This window comes from Sporichthyaceae bacterium (assembly GCA_036493475.1).
Classification (GTDB): Bacteria; Actinomycetota; Actinomycetes; order Sporichthyales; family Sporichthyaceae; genus DASQPJ01.
The window spans coordinates 42979-62009 of the sequence record DASXPS010000124.1; the positions used below are offsets into that span (position 1 = coordinate 42979).

A 19031-nucleotide genomic window follows, 5' to 3' on the forward strand; every position below is an offset into this window, starting at 1 on the left:
TGCCAAACGCTGTGCTGCAGGCGAGTAGTGTGCGCGCAATCTCGGGGAAGCGGGGAGGGCTCGGTGCCTGACGTGCTGTTGTCGCTGGTCGTCCCGATGTACGGGGTGGCGGGCTACCTGGCTGACTTCCTCGCCTCGTTGGATGCCGCCGACGGCGGCCTGCACGACATCGAGTTGGTGTTCGTCGACGACGGCTCCACCGATGGATCCGGGCAGATCGCCGCTGCGTGGTTGGCCGCGCGTCCGGGCGTGCGTGGGCAGCTATTGACCCTGGAGAACGGCGGACCGGCTGCCGCCCGCCTCGCCGGCCTGGCCGAGGTGACCGGCGCGTGGGTCACCTTCCCGGATCCCGACGACATCCTGACGCCGAGTTACCTGCAGGTGGTGCGCGAGTTCCTGCACTCGCCGCAGTGTGCGGACGTGCACTTGGTGACCACCAACCTGGTGTTCTGGCACGAGGCAACCGGGGAGCGTTCCGACACCCATCCGCTGCGGTTCAAGTTCGCCGACGCCCACCATCGCGTAGTGGATTTGGCGACCCAACCCCGGTTCGTGCACCTGTCCGCGCCGACCGCCTGCTTCCGCCGCGCCGAGCTGCAGGCGCAGGAGCTGAGCGTCGACCCACGTGTCCGGCCCACGTTCGAGGACGCTTATCTGACGGCGCTTCACTTGGCGGCCTATGAGCACCCGCGGCTGGCGTTATTGGAGGACGCGGTCTACCTGTATCGCAAGCGGGCCGACGAAAGCTCCGCGGTGCAGTCCGGGTGGAGTATGCGGGGGAAGTACTGCGATGTCCCGCGCTATGGCTGGCTGGAGCTGCTGCGCCGGGTGGCCGAGCAACGCGGCAGGGTGCCGGTCTGGACACAGAACGTGGTGCTCTACGACGCGCTGCGGTACTTCCGTCGGGAACGTCGTCGCGGTTCGCCCACATCGCGGATCCCGCAGGAGTGGAAGGACGAGTTTCTCGCGTTGTTCCGCGAGGTGCTCACGCTGATCGATGCCCGGACCATCGAGGAGTACAAGATCACCCCGGTGTCGGCGGACCTGCGCCGGGCGCTGCTCCACGGGCTGAAGGCGCCGGGCCCGCCGGTGTCGCAATGTTGGTTCGACCAGTTGGACATCGACCGTCGGCTGGTGCGGGTGCGGCACTTCCGCGACGTCAAGGGCGAGGAATTCCGGGTGCGGGGCAAGGCGGTGCAGCCGGTTTTCGGCAAGGTCCGCGAGCGGTCCTGGTTCGGCCGGCCGTTGGTCACCGAACGGATCGCCTGGCTGCCCGCGGTCGGCACGGTGTCGGTGTGGGTGGACGGTGAACCGTGCCAGGCGATCGTCGGCCCGCCCGCCGGACGTCGATACTCGTTGGGGGCCGGCGCGATCTGGCGCGGGCTGGCCGACCGCGAGCCCCCGGCCGATGAGCAGACGCCCGGTCCGGTCGGCGACACCGGCACGTTCGCCGTGCTGCGCGAGGCCATTCAGTGGGAGCGTCCGGCGCCGAAAGAGCTGGTCGACAACGCCTTGGGACGGGTGGCCGCGCGCAGCGGCTGGTCGCGGCGTCGCTACGCAGATGCCTGGCTGCTCACCGACGGCCGGGCGGCCGCGCGGGGCGACGCCGAACACCTGTACCGCTACCTGCGCACGCGCCAGGCCGGGGTGAACGCCTGGTTCCTGCTCGGCCGGGAGAGCGGCGATTGGGAGCGGCTGTCCGCCGAGGACTTCCGGCTGATCGCGTACGGCAGCCGGGACCACGACATGGCGCTGTCGCATGCTCGGCACCTGATCGCCTCCACCCCGGAGGTGGCGGCCTTCTGCCCGGTCTCCGTCGAGTTGCCCGCCGGTGCGCGGCGTACCTACCTGGCGCCGGGTCCAGCCACCGCGGTCCCTGCCCGCGCCCTGGAGAGCCTGGATCTGGTGCTCACCCCGACCCTGGCCGAGCAGCTGGCGCTGGTTTCTGACGGATCCTCATCCCTGCTCACCGACCGGGAGGTCCGGGTCGCCGGCGCGCCGCGCTTCGATCGACTCCTGGAGGCCGGCCGGGGGCTGCCACCGGGCGGGCCGACCATGTTGGTGGTCCCGGTCGGGGAGTCCGGGCCGGCGGAGTGGCGGGCGCTGCTGGCCCGCGAGGACGTCCGCGGTGCGGACCTGCGCACCGTGCTGCTCACCGATGTCGAGCGGGCCGGGGCGCTGAGCGGGGGCACGGTGCCGGGCGGGATCGAGATGTACGACCTGCACCGCTCGGATACGGCCGCGCTGTTGGCCCGGGCCACTGTGGTGCTCACCGACGAGGCCCCGCTGACCCTGGACGCGGCCTGGTTGGGTCGCGCGGTGGTGCACCTGCAGCCCGGTGAGCCCTCCGCGGCCGGCTGGGCCTTCCGTGATCTCGGTCTGGGTCCGGTGACCACCGACGCGAACGCGGCGATGGCCGCGGTGCACGCCGCGCTGGATCGCGGCGGGGTGCCGGAGGCCGGCCATGCGCAGCGCGCGGCCGAGGTCTTCGGCGAGCGCGGCACCGGGTGCTGCGAACGGTCCTATGCAGCGGTATGCGGCCTGACCCGGCAGCTCTCCCACAAGCAGCTATTCCGCCGCCCCTAGAGGTTCGGGTGCGGTAGCGGGTCGAGTTGCGGCGGTGGGTGGAAGCCGGCCCATTGCTGGGGCTCCTTGGCGAGCCAGCGCTGGTCGCCCTGCTCGGGCATCCAGGTGTGGTCCTGGCCGCGGTAGTACAGAAAGCCGAGGTCGTGCATCGAGTACATGAGCGCGCCATTGGCCTGGATCATCTTGATCATGTGGGCGTCGACCCCGCGGGCGGTCGCCTTCCAGCCGCCGAAGGCCAGCGTGTCGTCCCGACTCATCAGGATCGTGCCGCCGTGCACGAACTTCACCCGTCGCTGGGGCGGCATGTTCGTCCAACGGATGGTGACGTCGCTGTTGTGCAGGTAAGCGAAGAAGCCCGAGGTCCCGATCATGGTGGCGCCGGAATAGGCATGTGCCTGCACCTGATCGGTGACGTGATGAGGTCCGTACCAGTCGTCGTCGTCGATCTTGGTGACCAACCGCCCGGTGCACTGGCGCAGGCCCCGGTCCAGGGCGATGCCGAACAGCACCCCGCCGTCGACCTCGACCACGGTGAGCGGTCGCTCGAAGCCGGCCAGGGCCTCGGCCACGCCGGGGGTGTCCCGGCTGATGCCGTGCAACACCAGGACGGTCTCCAACTCCGGCCAATCCTGGCGGGCCACCTGGGCCAGCGCGAACGGCAGGTTCGCTGCGCGGCGGGTGGTGAGCAGCGCGCTGACGCCCGGCGCGGGAGTGATCGGCCGACCGAGACGCGCACCCTGCGTGGCCCAGAACGTGGCGGGCGCGAAGCGGGACAGCGCCGCCCGGCGGGTGGTCACCGACCAGTCCTCGCGGGCGATCGCGTCCGACCAGTCGGCGCCCTCGCAGTTCAGCCGGCTGGTAAGCGTCGGGCCGAGCGCGTCGGCGACCTCTGCGGGTAGGCCCGGCGCCGAGGTGGGCACCCCCGCGCAGGCCAGTTGGCTGAGCAGCCGGGCCAGTCCCCAACGGTCGGCGGAGGCCGCGTCGGGTACCTGGAGGGCGCGCAGGTCGCGCAGCGCTGCAATGTGATTCTCCGTCAGCCCAATGCGGACCTCTCCCTGCAGCGGTGCACCGGCGGTGCCGATGGTGAAGCTGCCCGCGCCGTTGTCCACGGTCAGCCGGCCGATGGTGGCAGAAGGTTCCCGCTCGAACCCGGACGGGGAGACCACCACGGTGTCCACCGGGGGCAGCCGCAGCCCCTCGTCGAGGTAGAGGTGGGGGATGTCGTCGTTCGGTTCCTCGAGGTCCGGGCCGATGAGCAGGTCGACCAGGGTGCCCTCCACCGGGTGGCGGATCTTGGTCTTGGGTCCCACCAGCAGCGCGGCGCTGTCCCCGGCCGCCCATATCAGGGCATCGGCCGAGGTCAGCCCCAGGCGCAGTCCGGCGGCGGGCACAATGCCGCCCGCGGCGCCGGGCGCGCGCAGCACCACGCGGCCCAACGCTTGTACGGCGATCGGATCGGCCACGCCCAGGGTGAGCACCAGCGGCCCGGGGGCGCCGTCGGCCGGTCGGCGCACGGCGATCTCGGTGATCTCGTTGCGCAGTAGCGAGGTCGGGACGGCGACGGCCTGCAGCCGATCGGTGTGCAGCACGGCGAAGGTGACCCGGCGTGCCTGCCCGGCGCGCACCAACCAGGGCAGGATGCGACGCAGTTCGGCCAGCGAACCGGCGACCACCGCGACTTCGGCCCACTGCTTGCGCCCGTCGTCGCCGCGCAGTTGCCCGACCCGGGTACTCGTCCAGTCCGGCCCGGAGGCCTCGACCAGCGCGCGAGCCTCGGCCTCCACCACCGAGACCAGCACCAGCAGTCGATGCGCCGTGCGGTCACCGGAGGGCCGGCTCGGAGCGGGTACCGGGTTCGCGGTCGCCGAGGTGGCCAGCCTCCGGGCCTGTCGGCGCAGCCCGGCGACGGTGTCCGACACGCTGCGTTGGTTCGGCATGTGACTGCTCCCCCTGCCCGTCCCGGCCTCCGCACGACACCTTAGGGTGCCGTGATGACCTGGCTGGTCACCGGCGGCGCGGGCTACATCGGGGCGCACGTGGTACGTGCGTTGCGGGACGCCGGTCAGCCGGTGGCGGTGCTCGACGATCTCTCCACCGGCCGGCGCGACCGGCTGCCCCCGGACGTGCCGTTCCTGCAGGGCGATATCGCGGACGTGGACGCGGTCGAGCACCTGCTCACCGACCACGACGTGCAGGGTGTGGTGCACCTGGCGGCCAAGAAGTCGGTGCCGGAATCGGTGGCCCGACCGCTGTACTACTACCGGGAGAACGTCGGCGGCTTCGGCGCACTACTGTCCGCGATGCGGGCCGCCCACGTGCGCCGCCTGGTGTTGTCCTCCAGCGCCTCGGTGTTCGGCACTCCGGGTACCGATTCGGTGGATGAGGAGTCCCCGACGTTGCCGGAGAATCCGTACGGGCGCTCGAAGCTGATCTGCGAGTGGATGCTGGCCGACGCCGCGTCGGCGGGTCCGTGGCACTGGATCGCGCTGCGGTATTTCAACGTCGCCGGGGCGGGAGCGCCGGAGCTCGGCGATCGCGGTGTCACCAACCTGATCCCCGCGGTGTTCGCCGCGCTGAGCGCCGGGGAACGCGCGCAGGTCTTCGGTGGGGACTGGCCGACCCGGGACGGCACCTGCGTGCGCGATTACATCCACGTGGTGGACCTGGCCCGGGCCCACGTGGCCGCGGTGCAACGGCTGACCGACTCCCAGCCCTACGGCCGGATCTTCCACGTCGGGCGGGGAGTAGGGGTCACCGTGCAGGAGGTCCTCGACACTGTGGCCGAGGTGACGGGGCATCAGATGGAGCGGGAGGTGGTTGCCCGTCGGCCCGGCGACCCGGCCGCCGTGGTCGGTGCGGTGGAGCGCATCGCCGCCGAACTCGGTTGGCGGGCCGAACGGGACCTGCGCGACATGATCGCCAGCGCATGGGAGGCGTGGCAGCGTGTGGGCTGACCGACTGGCGAAACTGCGCCGTCGTCCCACCGCGGCGCCCGCCCGCCCGGTCGGCCCGACCGAGTCGCTGCCGGCCACTGCCGCGGTGGTGCTGAACTATCGCGCTGCCGAGGACACGCTCCGCGCGGTCGAGGCGGTGCGCGCGGGCAGTGTGGTGCCGCGGCTGATCGTGGTGGACAACGGCCCGGCCGATGACGCGTACCGGGACCTGCTCGCCCGGCTCGGCCCGGACGTGGACTGCCTGGCGTCGGGGGAGAATTTGGGCTACGCGGCCGGCAACAACATCGGCATCCGACGCGCGCTGGACGCGGGTGCGGAGTTCGTCTGGATCCTCAACCCGGACACCGAGGCCGAGCCCAGCGCGCTGCGTCGCCTGCTGCGCACCGCGGTGGCGCGACCGGACGCAGGCGTGCTGGGTCCGCGGATCCTGTTCCCCAACCGGCGTATCCAGTTCGATGGTGGCACCGTGGATGCCGCCCGCTTCGGCGCGCCCAGCCACCTGAACTACGGGCTGCGGGCCAAGGAGACTCCGCCCGCCGCGGAACCGATCGCGGTCGATTACGTCAACGGCGCGTCGATGTTGATCCGGGCCGACGTGCTGCGCAGCGTGGGCCTGCTGCCCGAGGACTACTTCCTGTACTTCGAGGAGACGGCCTACTGCCGCGAGGTGATCGCGGCCGGTTGGACCTGCCTGGTCGATCAACGGGCCCGGGTGGTGCACCACAACCGGTCCCGTCCGGGCCTTCCGACGGTCTACTACATCTACTACATGACGCGGAACCGGTTGCGTTTCGCCCAGCGGTACTTCGATGCCGATCCGGCCGCGGTGCTGGCTGACTGGAACACTGCGTTCCTCGACGCCTGGCGGGGGCGGGTCGCGCGCGACGCTCCGGATTGGTCGGCCACGTTCGAGGCGATCGTGCACCGGGCTGTGGCTGACGCTGCATCAGGGATTACCGGTCGGGTGCCCGAGGTGGAGCTGATCCCGCACCCGGACGACGGTCCCGAGCCTTAGGTGGTACGCAACCAGATGCTGCCGCCGGGATTGTTCGCCCACATCGGCATCGCTGCGGCCACCGCGTCCGAGTGCCGGCACTGAAGGTAGTGATTGAACCAGGTGATGCGTAGCTGCGGCTGCCCGATCAGCAGCGCCCGCAGCAGATACGCCTCGTTCCACGCGTGCCCCCGATAGACCCAGTCCTCCGGGTACTCGAACGGCCAGAAGATGTCGTGTATGTGCACGTGCACGCCCGCGGGCAGCGCCGGCACCACCTCGAGCAGCAACCGGTTCACATCGCTGCCGATCCGGCTGACGTGGGTGGAGTCGATGAACAGCAGGTCCCCAGTGCCGAGGTCACCGAACACCGAATCGGCCACCGCGTGCAAGGGTTTGTCGAGCACAGTGGCCCGCGCGCGATCCTCCGGGCGCAGCAGTGCGTTCAGCCGATCCGGGTAGGGCTCGATGAACGTGAGGTGCAGCGCTCCGTTGAGGAATCGTTCGTTGACGTCCAGCATCAACGCCGAGGACCAGCCCGATCCGACCTCGACCACGTTCCCCGGACGAAGGTGACGCAGCATCGAGTACAGGGCGAGCCCGTCGCCGTGGGCGAAGTAGTCGTTGGCGAAGCCGTAGCGCAGTCCGTCGTGCGGTCGAGCCGCGAACGGTTGCTCGGCGTACAACGCGGCGAACGGTTCAAGCAGCGCGAGTTGGTCCGCGGCGTGTACCTCGATGCCCGGCAGGTCGGCCCGGTTCCGGTCGAAGATCTGCGCTGCCCGGGCGCGCACGTCGGTCAGGTCCGGGATCGGAGAGTAGAAATGCCCGGGCGGCACGACCTGCAGCACCTCGGCGCCGGGGTGCACGGCCGGTCCGGCCGCAGGCTTGCGGGCCCGCAGATTCCGGTTGGCCCTTTGCAGCTCACGATTCTCCCGGCGCAACCGGTCCCGCTCCGCGAGCAGCGCCGCGACCGGCGGGATGCGTCGCACCCACTCCCGCAACGCCTGCACCGGACGAGCCTATTGGGTGGTTACTGCTGCCAGGCCCGCACCCAGTCCACCGACATGGACGCAGGGACCTGCCCGGCCGTCAGCTTGGGTACCTCCCAGTCGGAGGTGAGCAGGCTGAGCAGCAGGTATTCCGGGCGTTGCGACACGCCGACGGTCAACCGCGAGGTCTCCACACCGTCCAGTCGGAAGATGTACTGCGTTGGCGTCCACTCCACCGAGTACACGTGGTATCCGTCCGACGGCATGCTGCCGGGGTAGTACTTCTTGAAGTCCTGGGCGCCGCCGGTCTTCACGCTGGTGATGGCACCGTTGGCCTGCCGCTGTGGCCAGTACACGTAGGCGTGGTAATCGCCGTTGCCCACGCCGGCACCGAAGTCGTCGCCGAAGTATTCGGTGATGTCCACCTCGACCCCGGTCTGCGCCGGGTTGTCCGGCGCCGGGTTGGCCGGGCCCGTCCCGCCGGGCAACATCCAGAACGAGGCATGCATGCCCTCGGCGTGCTCGTACTTCAGCCGCGCGGCGAGCACCCCGTAGGTGAACGTGTGGGAGTTCTGCGTGCCGAACTGGGCGTTGAAGTACTTGCCGCTCGGGCAGATTTTCCCGCTCACCGCCGGCGTGGTCGACGGGTCGTGCGCCACCCCGATCACCGCATAGCCGTCGTGCACGGTGCCCATGTCCGCGGTCGCGCTGGCGCAGGTGCGCCCCGCGTACGCCCCGGTGGGCAGCACGGTCCAGTCCGAGCCCAACGACGTGCCGTCGAAATCGTCGCCCCATACCAGCTTCCACGGTGAGGAGCTCACCGAGCCGGTGGTGATGGGGCCGTTGCCGCTGTCGCTGGTGGCCCGGTAGCTCGGCGCGTTGGTGTCGGAGGACGCGGACACCTGGAAGACGAACTCGCCGTCCTTGTCTTGCTCACCGGTGGCCGCCGGGGTCCACTTCTCGCCGTCACTGCTGCGCTCGACGGTGACCTTGGCGCCGGGCTTTGCCGGCTGGAACGACGCCACCCCGGGCATGAGCTGGTGGCCGCCGGCGTCCTGCCCGATCGGGGGTCGCAGCACCAGTTGCGCGGGGTCATTGACCATCGTGGGAGGGCTCGTGGCCGGCGCGGCCGAGGCTGCCGGACTCGCCGCGGTGACTACGGGCGGCGCCGATGCGGCGTGGTTACCGCCGGCCGCGCCGCACGCGCTGACCCCAACCGCGGCCAGGGCCAGCGCGCCGAAGGTGCCGAGCATGCGGACCCGCAGCCGGGCCGGTCGGGTGGCCACTACTTCTGGGACACGTGGACCCAGTCCACGCTCATCGCCTCGGGCAGCTTCTTGTTGTTCATCTTGGGCACCTCCCAGTCGGAGGTGAGCAGGCTCAGCAGCACGCTCTCCGGGCGGTGGGAGATGCCTTCGGTGATCCGCTGGGTCACCTTGCCGTCCACCGAGAAGATGTACGCCGTGGGCGTCCACTCCACCGCGTAGGTGTGGTATCCGCCGGACGGCTTTTTGCTGCCGATGACCGAGGTCGCTTTCGCCGCCCGGCCGCCGATCTTTTTCGCGGAGCCGTCCGGCTGTGGCGAGTAGACGTAGCTGTAGATGCCCGCCTTCGGGTTGCCGAAGGCGTCCCCGAAGTACTCCGCCGCGTCGACCTCGACGCCCCGGTAGCCGGGGAGGTCCGCGCTGGAGGTGCCGACCACAGGGGCTGCCGCGGAGGGCAGCATCCAGAACGCCGCGTGCATGCCGCGGTCGCCCTGGAACTTGATCCGGGCTTCGAACTTGCCGTAGAGGAAGCTCTTGGTGGTCTCGATCTGGCTGTTCAAGTAGTGGGTCGGGCAGGTCGAGGTCTTCTTCTTCGACGTGTCCACCGCGGCGCCGATTTTGGCCTCGCCGCCGGACACCGTGGACATTTTCTTCGTGGCGACCGCGCAGGTGCGACCGGCGTTGGCCCCGGTGGGCAACACCTTCCACTGCGAGGACAAGGAGGAGCCGTTGAACTCATCGGCCCAGGCCGGCTGGTAACTGCTCGAGGCAGCCTGCGCGCCGTCGCTGCCGTGAGCCATCACGGCAACCGCCCCCAGCGCCGTCGCCGCCGCCGTGGCTGCGCCCACCAATTTGACGTTCAAGTGTCCTCCCCGTGATCACAAAAACCTCCGCCAGGGTACGGGTGCAGACCTGTCGCGTTGCGTTCTTCCGGCTTCCGCGACCCGCGCGTTACCCGACTACGCTGCGGAGATCATGACCACCAGACGGGGGCCGGCCGGCCGGACGTGGCAGGCCCGGTCGGGGCCGGACACCCCATCGCCGGCCAAAGCCGACGAACCGCCCGCGGGGGGACCGCGCCGGCTGGACATCTTGCTACCGGGTGCCCGGGCGGTCCCCGGGTCGAGCGCGCATGTGAGTTCTCTCAGCGAACTGACGCCGGCTCAGGCAAAGCAGCGCTGGGACGAGGTCGAGGTGCACGCGCCCTCGCTGGCCGCGCTACGCCAGGCGCTGCCCTGGTTGGGCCTGGCCGGACGTACCCGACGTCTGGTGGTCCGGGTGGCGGCGACCGACCGCCCGGAGTTGCTGCGGGTGCCCGCCGCGGTGGGCCGTCGGGTGCCCACCACCGCGGAACTGAGCCGCGCCGAAACCGGCCTGCACATCGGCGTCGAGTTGGCCAAGCACACCGAGGTCGCGATGATCGCCCGTGCGGTGCTGGACGCCGGATTGCCGGCGTTCTCGCGTACTGCGGGACTGCGCGTCGGGTTGACCGGGCCCGAGGCATTGGTCTGGGCCGTCGGTGATCCGACGGTCGGGGCGGCTCTCGGCCCGGTGGACCCGGCCCTGCCGGCCGCTCACGACGTGCTGGTCGGCCCGAACACCTTGCATGTGGATCCGCGGGTGCCCCGGGTGAGCGGCGGACTGCCGCCGGTGGACACCGTGTTGTGTGCACCGCGCGGGTTCTGCGCAGCCGGGCCCGAGGTCGCGCTGCTCGACAGGGACGGCACGCTGCGCTGGGCCGATGCCGAACGCCGGATCGAGTCGTGGACCGGCCTCACCGAGAACGACATCGCGGCGCTGCGTGCGGTGCGCGCGGTCCGGGTGGCGGACGGTCTCGATCCGCGGGTGGTCGCGCAGCTGTGCTGTGCGGGCATCCCGGTGTGCGCCAAGGATCCCGGACTGGACGCGGCGCTGGGCTTGGAGCTGACTGCTCGGCTGCGCACCCTGGACCCGGACGCGCTCGCCGACCCCATCGACCGGGAGTCCTGGTCGATCGATACCCGGCGGCTCGCGCTCGCCCGGTTCGCCCCGGCCGCCCGCTGGGCCGCCACCGCTGCGGCACTCGGCGTGCCGACCCGCCCGAAGCCCACGGTCAGCGTGCTGGTGGCCACCCGACGCACCGCGCTGCTGCCCTTCGCCCTGGCCCAGATAGCCCGACAGGACTGGGCAGATCTGCAGGTGGTGCTGGTCCTGCACGGGCCAACCGCGGCCGATCCCGTGGTGGCCGACGCCACTGTCGGGTTTCCCCGCCCGCTGCAGATCGTCGAGGTCGGCGCGGACGTGGTGTTCGGTCGGGCCCTGAATATCGGCCTCGATCACTGCGCCGGGGACCTGGTCACCAAGTTCGACGACGACGACTGGTACGGCCCGGCGCACATCACCGATCTGGTGCAGGCACACGAACACAGCGGCGCACTGCTGGTCGGCTGTGGTGGCTATTACGTCTACCTGGCCGGCCCGGACGTCACCATCCGCTGGACGCACGTGCCCACCGAAGCCGCCACTACTTGGGTGCACGGCGGCACGATCCTGCTCGAACGCGCCGCGCTGCGTGCGTTGGGCGGATTCGCCGCGGTGCCGGTGGGCGAGGATGCCGTGCTGTTGACCGCGGTGCGCACCGCGGGCGGTGCCATCTACGGCATCCACGACCTCGGGTTCTGTTACTTCCGCGGTCGCGACCACACCTGGATCCCAGCCGAGGGTGACACCCGGTGGCTGGACACCGACGCGGTCAAGCTGCCCGGCTTCGCCCCGCCGCCGCAACTTGACCCGATGCCGCACCCGTGGCGGTAGCCGAGCTCAGCGCTGTCGAGTAGCCACCAGGGCCAACGCCGGGCCGTTCAGGTGGCCGGGGTCATCGAACGCGATCGCGTCCACCGACCAACCCACCCGGGCCAGCCCGGCCAACAGATCCGCCCGGCTCAACCAGTTGCTGTACGCGGCATTGCCGCCACAGAAAGCGGAGGACTCCAACGCGTCGCCGTAGACGTAGCGGTGCAGGGTGTACTCGAAGCCGTCCACCTCGGCGGTTGTGGTGTCCTCGAACTTGGCGGCCAACGGGGGCTTGGCCGCCGTCACCTCGGCGTCCCAGTAATGGGTCCACAGGAATAGCCGGTCGGCGATCGCAGCGGTCAGCGCGAGCGTCTCCATCGGCTCGCGCATGTGGTAGAGCACGCCGCTGGCCAGACACAGATCAAAGTGCCCATCGGGTTCGCGCAGGTAGGCCATGAAGTCGCCGAGCAGGAACCGGGCGCGGGAGCCGGTGAGTTCCTTGGCCACCAGGCATTTCAGGTAGGCCCGGGTGTTGCCCTCCACGGCGAGCACATCGGCGCCGGCGGTGGACAGCAGGTGACTGTGACCGCCCTCCAACGGGCCCAGTTCCAGCACCCGGTACCCGTCCACACCGCCGAACTGCTCGATCGCCCAATGGATCCGGGCGTCATCGAACAGCCCGACCCGGCCAGCGCTTGCGCCCACCGCAGCGGGCAGTCGGGAGGACCACTCGCCCTGAAAGATGTCCACCGCACATTGGGCGGAGGGGGCGGTGTGCACGTAGGCGTCCAAGACGGCGGGCGGACCGGCGGGGCGCTTTGCAGCCGCGTTCTTGGGACGTGTCGACTTCGGTACCGGGCGCGGGGCCGGGTCGAGTTTCCTGGCCAGCCGGCGCCGCGCACCACGCAGCACTGCGGGTACCCCGCCGGCGCGCAACGTCGCCCGCGCGGTGCGCAGTGCGGTGATCATGCGTGCCTCCACCCCGACGGTCAGGTCGAACGAGTATCGCTAACCGGTTCCGGCCTGTCTAACACTCCGTCAGGGCGGGGCTGACCTCCCGTCAACGCCGCAAAGCGATTGCCCTGCGGCGCAGCCGGCCGGCCCGGCGACGAAGGACACGTAATCTGCGGGCCGGGGTGCGCAGCGCCTTGCGGAGCCGCACCGGTGCGGATGCCTCCAGTTGCGCGACCTTCGCGCGGCTGCTCGCCAGTCGCTTCTCGGCGCGTTGTGTTTTGGCCCGGGAGGTGGCGAGTGCGGCCTCAGCCTGCGCCTGCCGCCGTTGCGCGCGCCGCCCGGCGCGCCGCTCCCAGGCGAGCTGCCCACGTAACGACTGCGTCTCGGCGACCGCCGCGGCCAACTGTTCCTCGCGGGCACCCAGGCCGCCGGGGGTATCCCACAATCTTGCTGCGGTGGCGATGTCACCGCGGGGTTCGATCATCGAGATCAGCTTCGCGGTATCGGCGTCGCCGACCACGTGCTGCAGGCCCGCCTCGGCCGCGACCAGCTCGTGCCACCGCGCCTCGGCGGCCTCGGCCAGGCCCAACGGTTCGGCCAGCCGCCCCAGTATCTGACGGATCGTCGTTCCGGCACCCCATGGGTGCGCGCAGCGGTTGACCACCACTTCACCCGCGAACAGGAACAGTGCACGCAGCGCGGCGAGTTCGGCGTCCACCCCGGTGCGGGCCCGCCATTCGTCGTCCACCGCGACCAACTCGTCGTCGGGGGTGAGGATCCAATTGCCGGGGTGCGCGTCCAACCGGTCCGGTTGCCACATCGGCACGCCGGTCCGGGGCAGCAACGGGTGTGGTTCGGCGTCGTCCGGCACCACGCTCTGCCCGACCGCGGCCGCGTCGTACCACCGATGCAGCTGCCGGTGCAGTTCGGCCTCATCGCCGTCGTGCAGCGCGTCCAGCAGTAGGGCGTCCATCGGACGGCCGGGGATCAGCGACGAGGTTGCCTCGAGCCGCTGGGTCAACCAGTCCATGGTGTGGGTGTGCGCGTCGCCGCGGGTGCGGAACTGATCGTCGAGACCAAGCGCCCGGGTCCGTCGGAACTCGGTCAGCCGAGAGTTGTTGATCATCCAGGCCAATGCATCCTCGGTGTGCGCAGCAATCGCCTCGGATGTGCGGGCGCACACCACCAGGAAGCACGGCGCGGTGGACAGTCCCATGCCCTCCTCGATCAGCACGCGCTGGAAGCGGCGGCCGGAGACCACAGCCTCGCTGCCCCGGAATGCTCCGTCCAGCGGGTAGCGCACGAGCTTGTCCACCACGTCCACGGCATCCGGACGGTCGTACACCGCGGCGTCGAGCACCACTCGCGGCAACTTGTAGTCCGGGTACGGGGCGAACCACCGGGTGGCGGTGAGGCCCTGCTCGGCGAACATCGCGGTCAGCCGGCGGGCGGTCCAGGTGCGCGGCCCGCGCCGCTGCAGCGGATAGTCGGCCATGCCCACCCACGGGGTGTTGTGGTGGTCCTCGTGCCGGCCGACGAGATAGCCCAATCCCAACTGGTTCTCGATGGCCACCACCAGCACGCCGCCCGGCGCCAGCGCGTCCGTGGCCGCGCTCAGCAGTCGCGCGGGACCGGCGGGGTCGTCCTTGGCGGTGTACTCCAGCAGTCCGCAGATCAGCACCAGATCCAGGTCGCGGACGTCCGCGATGCCCTCCTCGGCGCGACCGTCGACGATCTGCACGTTGGGCAGGTCCGCGCAACGAACCCGGGCCGCGGCCGCGCGGCTGCGCACGCCCTCCACCCCCAGCACCGACGCGCCGCTCTCGCCCATTGCCCGCGCCATCACCCCGGAACCGCAGCCCAGATCAGCGATACGCATGCCGGCGTGCAGCCGCAACGGGGCGAGCAGACCCAGCCGTTGCGGGGAGAAGTGGTAGGCCAGTTCCCAGCTCTGCCCGGCGTGCGTGGCCAACTCGTCGCAGCCCGCGCGGGTGTCGCTTGCGGCCCGCAGCACGGCCAGGACCTCGTCCTCGGCACCGTCGGCGTAGCGCACCGCGTCCGCGCCGGACTCGGTCGGCTTGCTCACGTTCGTTCCCCCGTCGTGCTTCCTCGACCCCGTGCCGAGCACGGTGGCCAGCCAGTCCCGGCTGTGCTGCGCGGTCATCATGCGCCGGCCCAGCACGAACTCTCGAGCTGACTCGGCGCGCAGTGCTGCGGTGTCCGGGTCCGCGAGGATTTCCGACAGAGCTGCGACCCAGGACGTTGGGGCGTTGTCGGTGAGACGGGCCAGGTGCTCAGTGCCTCGATACGGTCCCACGTCGGAGGCCACCACGGGCAGGCCCAGCAGCGCGTATTCGAGCAGTTTGAGGTCGCTCTTGGCGTGGTTGAACCGTGAGCTCACCAAAGGCGCGACCGCGGCGTCCCAGCGGCCGGTGTGGCTGCGCAGCCAGGCGACAAATTCCGGGTAGTGCCGGGCGTCCCGCGGGACGGGCAGTCGCGTGATCCACTCGTCGCCGTCGAACTCGGCGGCGACACCGATCACCTCCAGGGTCACCGGCCCGCCCACCTGAGCGGCCACCTTGTCCAGCACCGGTTGCAGCAGCAACAGGTCCTCGAGGTGAGTACGGGTGCCCATGTACACCAGGCGGAAACCCTTGTGGCGGGGGGGTTTGCGCTGGTCAGGCGTGACGGTCCAGATGCGCGGGTTGAGGTGGTTGGGCACCAACACCGACCGCGCACCACACCACGGGGCCAACCGCTCCGCCAACGCGGGTGTGCTCACCAGGACCGTGTCCGCGCTGCGCAGGCGGGTGCCCAGTTCGACGGTCAATCGCAAGAAGTCCCGCGGGTCCAGGTTGGTCCGCGGTTGGGCCTCCGGATCGATCAGGTCATCGTCGATGTCCACCACCAGCCGGGTGCCGGTGGCCCGCACCGCGGCCAATAAGGGCTCCGCGTCGGCCCCGAGCATGCGTTGCTGGACCAGCAGGACGTCCAGCCCGCGCAGCACCTCGTGATCGCGCAGTTCGCCCGCGAACACCTGGCGCACGGTGGCCGCGCCCGGTTCCAGTTGCGCAAAGCGGGCCAGGATGCGGATCTGCTCGCAACCCTCGTGGTGACCCTGCCGGCCGAGCATCACGTAGCCGACTCGGGGTCGCCGGGCGGCTCGGTGCGCGACTTCGGTGTAGCAGGCGCGATGTCGTTCGATGGCCACCTCGCTGGGCACGACAGCGCGCCGTGGCACCTCCGAGCGCAGCCGTTGCACCCGATCCGGGTGCAGGACCAGTTCGCGCAGCTGCTCGGCGGCCGCGTCGAGGTCGTCGGCGGGCAGCGCCAGGCCGGCGCCGAGCTCACGCACCCGGGCGGTGGCCTCACCCTCACCCAGCACCAGCAGCGGTACCCCGAGCGCCCACCACATGCGCGCGGGCGCTGACCAGGCATCTGTGGGGTCGGCGAGCACAAATCCAAGGTCCGGGTCTATCTCGTTGAGCACCCGGTGCAGCGCGCCGGGATTATTTGCGGTGTGCCCGATCAGCAGGTCACCGGGCGCGGCCGGGCCGACCCCCAGCGTGTGAAACTCCACCGCCGGACCGGTCCGCTCGGCCAACGTCCGCAGCCGCTCGACGACCCCCCGTGCGTCGACCGGCCACGCCAGCACGCGGGTCGGGCCGCCGCGCCGGGCCCGGCGCCGCCGCATCGCTTGCCCGGCCGGAGCCGCGGTGCCCGGGTCGAGCACCGCGACCCGCGCGTCGGCCACGGCTGCCGCGGCGTCCGGGCCGGGTGCGACCAGCAGGTCGGCGTGGACCTTGGGGCCGACCGGGAGCCGACTGATGCCGACCACGCACGGCATGCCCAGTCGATGGGCCAGGTCCACCAGCACCGGCGCCAGTGGCGCGGCGTTGTCCACGTGCACCAGTTCCGGATTCAGGTCGACCAAGAGCACCAGCAACGCGGCAGCGTCGAGCGGACCGGTGTGCAGCGCGACGACGTCCGTGCCGTCGTCATCGATCCGGGTCAACGTCGCGCCGTCGGAGTCGCCCGCCAGCAGGTAGGAAACCTGCACATGGGTCAAGCCCCGGGCGATGCGCCGCAGTGCCTCGGCGGTGTCCGAGGGTCCGGGCAGGTACAGCCGCCGCGGCAATACCGCGGACCGCGCGGCCAGTACCGCTGCCGACCCGGTCCGATCCGGCAGGCCCTGCCGATTGGGCACCGACGGCCCGGGCACGGGTGCGTCCTCCGTGCGCAGCGCCGCCACCCGGGTGGCTACCACGGTGCGCAGTCGGTGCATCGCGGACAACCTGGCCACCGTGGCCAGTGACAGGGTGGGTTCGGCGGCGGACCGCCAGGCGTCCAGGGCGGCCCGGCTGATCAGCACCACCCCCCGGTCGACCCGGTCCACCTCGACGGTGACCGGCCCGGCGGCCTGGCCGACCGCACGGGCGATCTCCGCCGCGCCGAGGTGCCCGCATCCTGCGAAGTCCGCGGCTCGGCTGTGCACGTCAGCGGCCACGATGCCCACCCCGGCCGAGCCCGCCAGGATTCGACGTAGCGCGGCCAACCAGCCGGGCCCGACCTCGACGTCTGCGTCGAGCAGCACCAGATCGCCCTGGCCGGCCTGCGTGGCGGCTTCGGCCGCGCAAACGCCGTGTCCGCGGGCGTGTTGGTGACGGATGATCCGCACCCCGTCTGTCCCGAAAATTACCGCGCGTTGGCAATCTGACGTGTAGTCATCGATCACCAGCAACGACGCACTCCGGGTGTGCGCGAGCACTGAGCGCCACGCTGCCGTGGTGGCCGGCCGGCGCGCGTCGACGATGATCGCCACGGTGAGTGCGGCATCCACCTCGGCCGTGCTGAGGTCGGTGTACGCCGGGTCGAGCGGCGCGATTGCTGCGTACTCCGGGCTCGCCGAATGCCAACCGGTGCTCACCCTCCGGCCTCGGTGCGGTCACGGGCCGCATTCGTCGCGCGTACCCGGCGCAGCACGGCGCGCGCCACTCGGCGCGCCCGCCGGGCGGCGGCAGCCGTCGCCGGGGTCGGCTCCGAAGCAGCCTGACCGGACGTGGCCTTACCGGTTCCGGTCTTCGCAGAGGGCGTCCCCGCCTCGAGTTGTTTGACGCGTTTCAGCGCACGGGTGAGTTTGCGTTCGGCATCGACCGCGGCCCGCCGGGCAGTGCGCAGTTCCTCGACCAGCAGGCTGTTGCGGCGGATCCGGTCCGCCGCCGCGGCGCGGTACAGCGCGAGCACGTCGGCCGGCGCGGTCCCCGGCGGGATCACCTCGGGGTCGTCCTCGGTCGGCGGGTCGAGGGTGAACAGATCGTGAATGCCGAACGCGGCGACCAACGCCTCGTAGGTCTCGCGGTGGCTGCCGAACAGTTGACTGAACGGCACCGGGTCCCGGAACAACGGCACCAGATCGCGGTCGCTGCGTACCCGGCGGCGTTGCAGGTCCGCGCGAGTATGCGCCAGGTCGTCGATCTGCGCGAACATCGAGTCCACCGCGAAGGCCCCGGTCATCCCCACCTTGGAGACCTCCAGGGTCTCCCGGTCGTCCTCGGCCTTGCCGTGGCGCAAATCGAGGACCGAGGTGTCGTCCGCACCCTCGAAAAATCCTCGTCGCACCGTCAACGCGATGGCCGGAGCGAAACACTGGGCCAACGTCTCGTCGGAGAAGTTTTTGTACATGCTCATCAGGGCATTGCGCTCGCAGAGGAAGCGCAGGTACCAGTCGGCCGTCTTGCCGATCGAGCCGTGGTGGCGGTGATAGACGACCGAGGTCGGCACATAGCGCACCCGGTGACCCAGCAGATTCAACCGCCAGCCGAAGTCCACGTCCTCGAAGAACATGAAGTAGCGGTCGTCGAAGCCTCCGGTGGACCGGTAGACGTCTGCGCGCACCACCATCGCCCCGCCACAGGCGAACAACATGTCGCGGGCGTCGTCCCACTGCCCCTCATCGGGCTGTCGAAAATCCCGCTGGAACCCGTTACCGGTCCAGAACAGCCCGCCGTCCACGAAGTCGATCAGCGAGCCGTCCCAGTTCAGGATCTTGCAGGCCACGCACGCGATCGTCGGGTCTGCCTCGAGCACCGCGACGGCCTCGGCCAGCCAGCGCGGGTCAGGTTTCGCGTCGTTGTTGAGGAACGCGATGTATTCGCCGGTGGCGTGCGCCACCCCGAGCGAACACCCGCCGCTGAACCCCGTATTGGTCGGCGAAGCGATCAATTCGACCTCGGGCGCGGCAGCGCGGATGCGCTCGATGCTGCCGTCCTCGGACGCGTTGTCCACGCAGAGCACCTGGACACGCTCCGCGGGCCAGTCCAACTCGCCCAGCGCGCTCAGACACGCGATGGTGTCCTCTGCGCCCTTGTAGTTGATGGTGACCACCGAGACCACCCCGGCCCGCGCTCGCGCACCGGTTCCCGCGGCTGCGGTGCTCATCAAGCCCTCCCGAGTTTGCTCGCCGTCAGCCGACCTCTGCGGTGGAGACTAAACCCGTCCCGGCGGGGGAGACAGCGAG

At 70.8% G+C, this 19031-nt stretch carries 11 protein-coding genes; 4 read left to right on the forward strand and 7 right to left on the reverse strand.

The window, feature by feature from the left end:
- Nucleotides 1-63 precede the first annotated feature (63 nt).
- Nucleotides 64-2586, forward strand: a complete 2523-nt coding sequence (locus VGJ14_13390) for a glycosyltransferase (GenBank protein HEY2833414.1) — start codon at nt 64-66, stop codon at nt 2584-2586.
- Here the strand turns inward: VGJ14_13390 and VGJ14_13395 are convergent.
- Nucleotides 2583-4523: a glycosyltransferase gene (locus tag VGJ14_13395; GenBank protein ID HEY2833415.1), complete on the reverse strand. Its 1941-nt coding sequence runs from the start codon at nt 4521-4523 to the stop codon at nt 2583-2585. The genes VGJ14_13390 and VGJ14_13395 overlap by 4 nt on opposite strands.
- A 54-nt stretch (nt 4524-4577) precedes the next feature.
- On the opposite strand from VGJ14_13395, the gene galE reads away from it, so the two are divergent.
- Nucleotides 4578-5540, forward strand: coding sequence for a UDP-glucose 4-epimerase GalE (gene galE, locus VGJ14_13400; GenBank protein ID HEY2833416.1), 963 nt, complete (start codon nt 4578-4580; stop codon nt 5538-5540).
- On the forward strand, nt 5530-6555 hold the full coding sequence (locus VGJ14_13405) for a glycosyltransferase family 2 protein (GenBank protein HEY2833417.1): 1026 nt from the start codon (nt 5530-5532) through the stop codon (nt 6553-6555). The genes galE and VGJ14_13405 overlap by 11 nt, the downstream gene beginning before the upstream one ends.
- On the opposite strand, the gene VGJ14_13410 is transcribed toward VGJ14_13405, so the two are convergent.
- From VGJ14_13410 to VGJ14_13420, 3 genes are read right to left on the reverse strand one after another with little or no spacing between them, the layout of a single operon-like run.
- Nucleotides 6552-7544 (reverse strand): class I SAM-dependent methyltransferase, encoded by a 993-nt coding sequence (locus VGJ14_13410; GenBank protein HEY2833418.1) that lies wholly within the window; start codon nt 7542-7544, stop codon nt 6552-6554. The two genes, VGJ14_13405 and VGJ14_13410, sit on opposite strands and share 4 nt — an antisense overlap.
- 20 nt (nt 7545-7564) lie before the next feature.
- Entirely contained in the window at nt 7565-8809 is a 1245-nt protein-coding gene (locus tag VGJ14_13415; protein HEY2833419.1) for a glycoside hydrolase family 16 protein, read from the reverse strand.
- Nucleotides 8809-9651 carry a glycoside hydrolase family 16 protein gene (locus VGJ14_13420; GenBank protein ID HEY2833420.1) on the reverse strand — a complete coding sequence of 281 codons (843 nt, stop codon included), beginning with the start codon at nt 9649-9651 and terminating at the stop codon, nt 8809-8811. Before VGJ14_13420 ends, VGJ14_13415 begins: the two co-directional genes overlap by 1 nt.
- A 271-nt stretch (nt 9652-9922) precedes the next feature.
- Between VGJ14_13420 and VGJ14_13425 the strand changes: the two genes are divergently transcribed.
- Nucleotides 9923-11581 (forward strand): glycosyltransferase family 2 protein, encoded by a 1659-nt coding sequence (locus VGJ14_13425; protein HEY2833421.1) that lies wholly within the window; start codon nt 9923-9925, stop codon nt 11579-11581.
- 6 nt (nt 11582-11587) lie between these two features.
- On the opposite strand, the gene VGJ14_13430 is transcribed toward VGJ14_13425, so the two are convergent.
- The 3 genes from VGJ14_13430 to VGJ14_13440 all read right to left on the reverse strand — a co-directional run bounded on the left by VGJ14_13430 (nt 11588) and on the right by VGJ14_13440 (nt 18952).
- Entirely contained in the window at nt 11588-12529 is a 942-nt protein-coding gene (locus VGJ14_13430) for a class I SAM-dependent methyltransferase (protein HEY2833422.1), read from the reverse strand.
- A gap of 91 nt (nt 12530-12620) precedes the next feature.
- Nucleotides 12621-17441: a methyltransferase domain-containing protein gene (locus VGJ14_13435; protein HEY2833423.1), complete on the reverse strand. Its 4821-nt coding sequence runs from the start codon at nt 17439-17441 to the stop codon at nt 12621-12623.
- Entirely contained in the window at nt 17438-18952 is a 1515-nt protein-coding gene (locus VGJ14_13440; GenBank protein HEY2833424.1) for a glycosyltransferase family 2 protein, read from the reverse strand. The genes VGJ14_13435 and VGJ14_13440 overlap by 4 nt, the downstream gene beginning before the upstream one ends.
- Between the last annotated feature and the right edge of the window lie 79 nt (nt 18953-19031).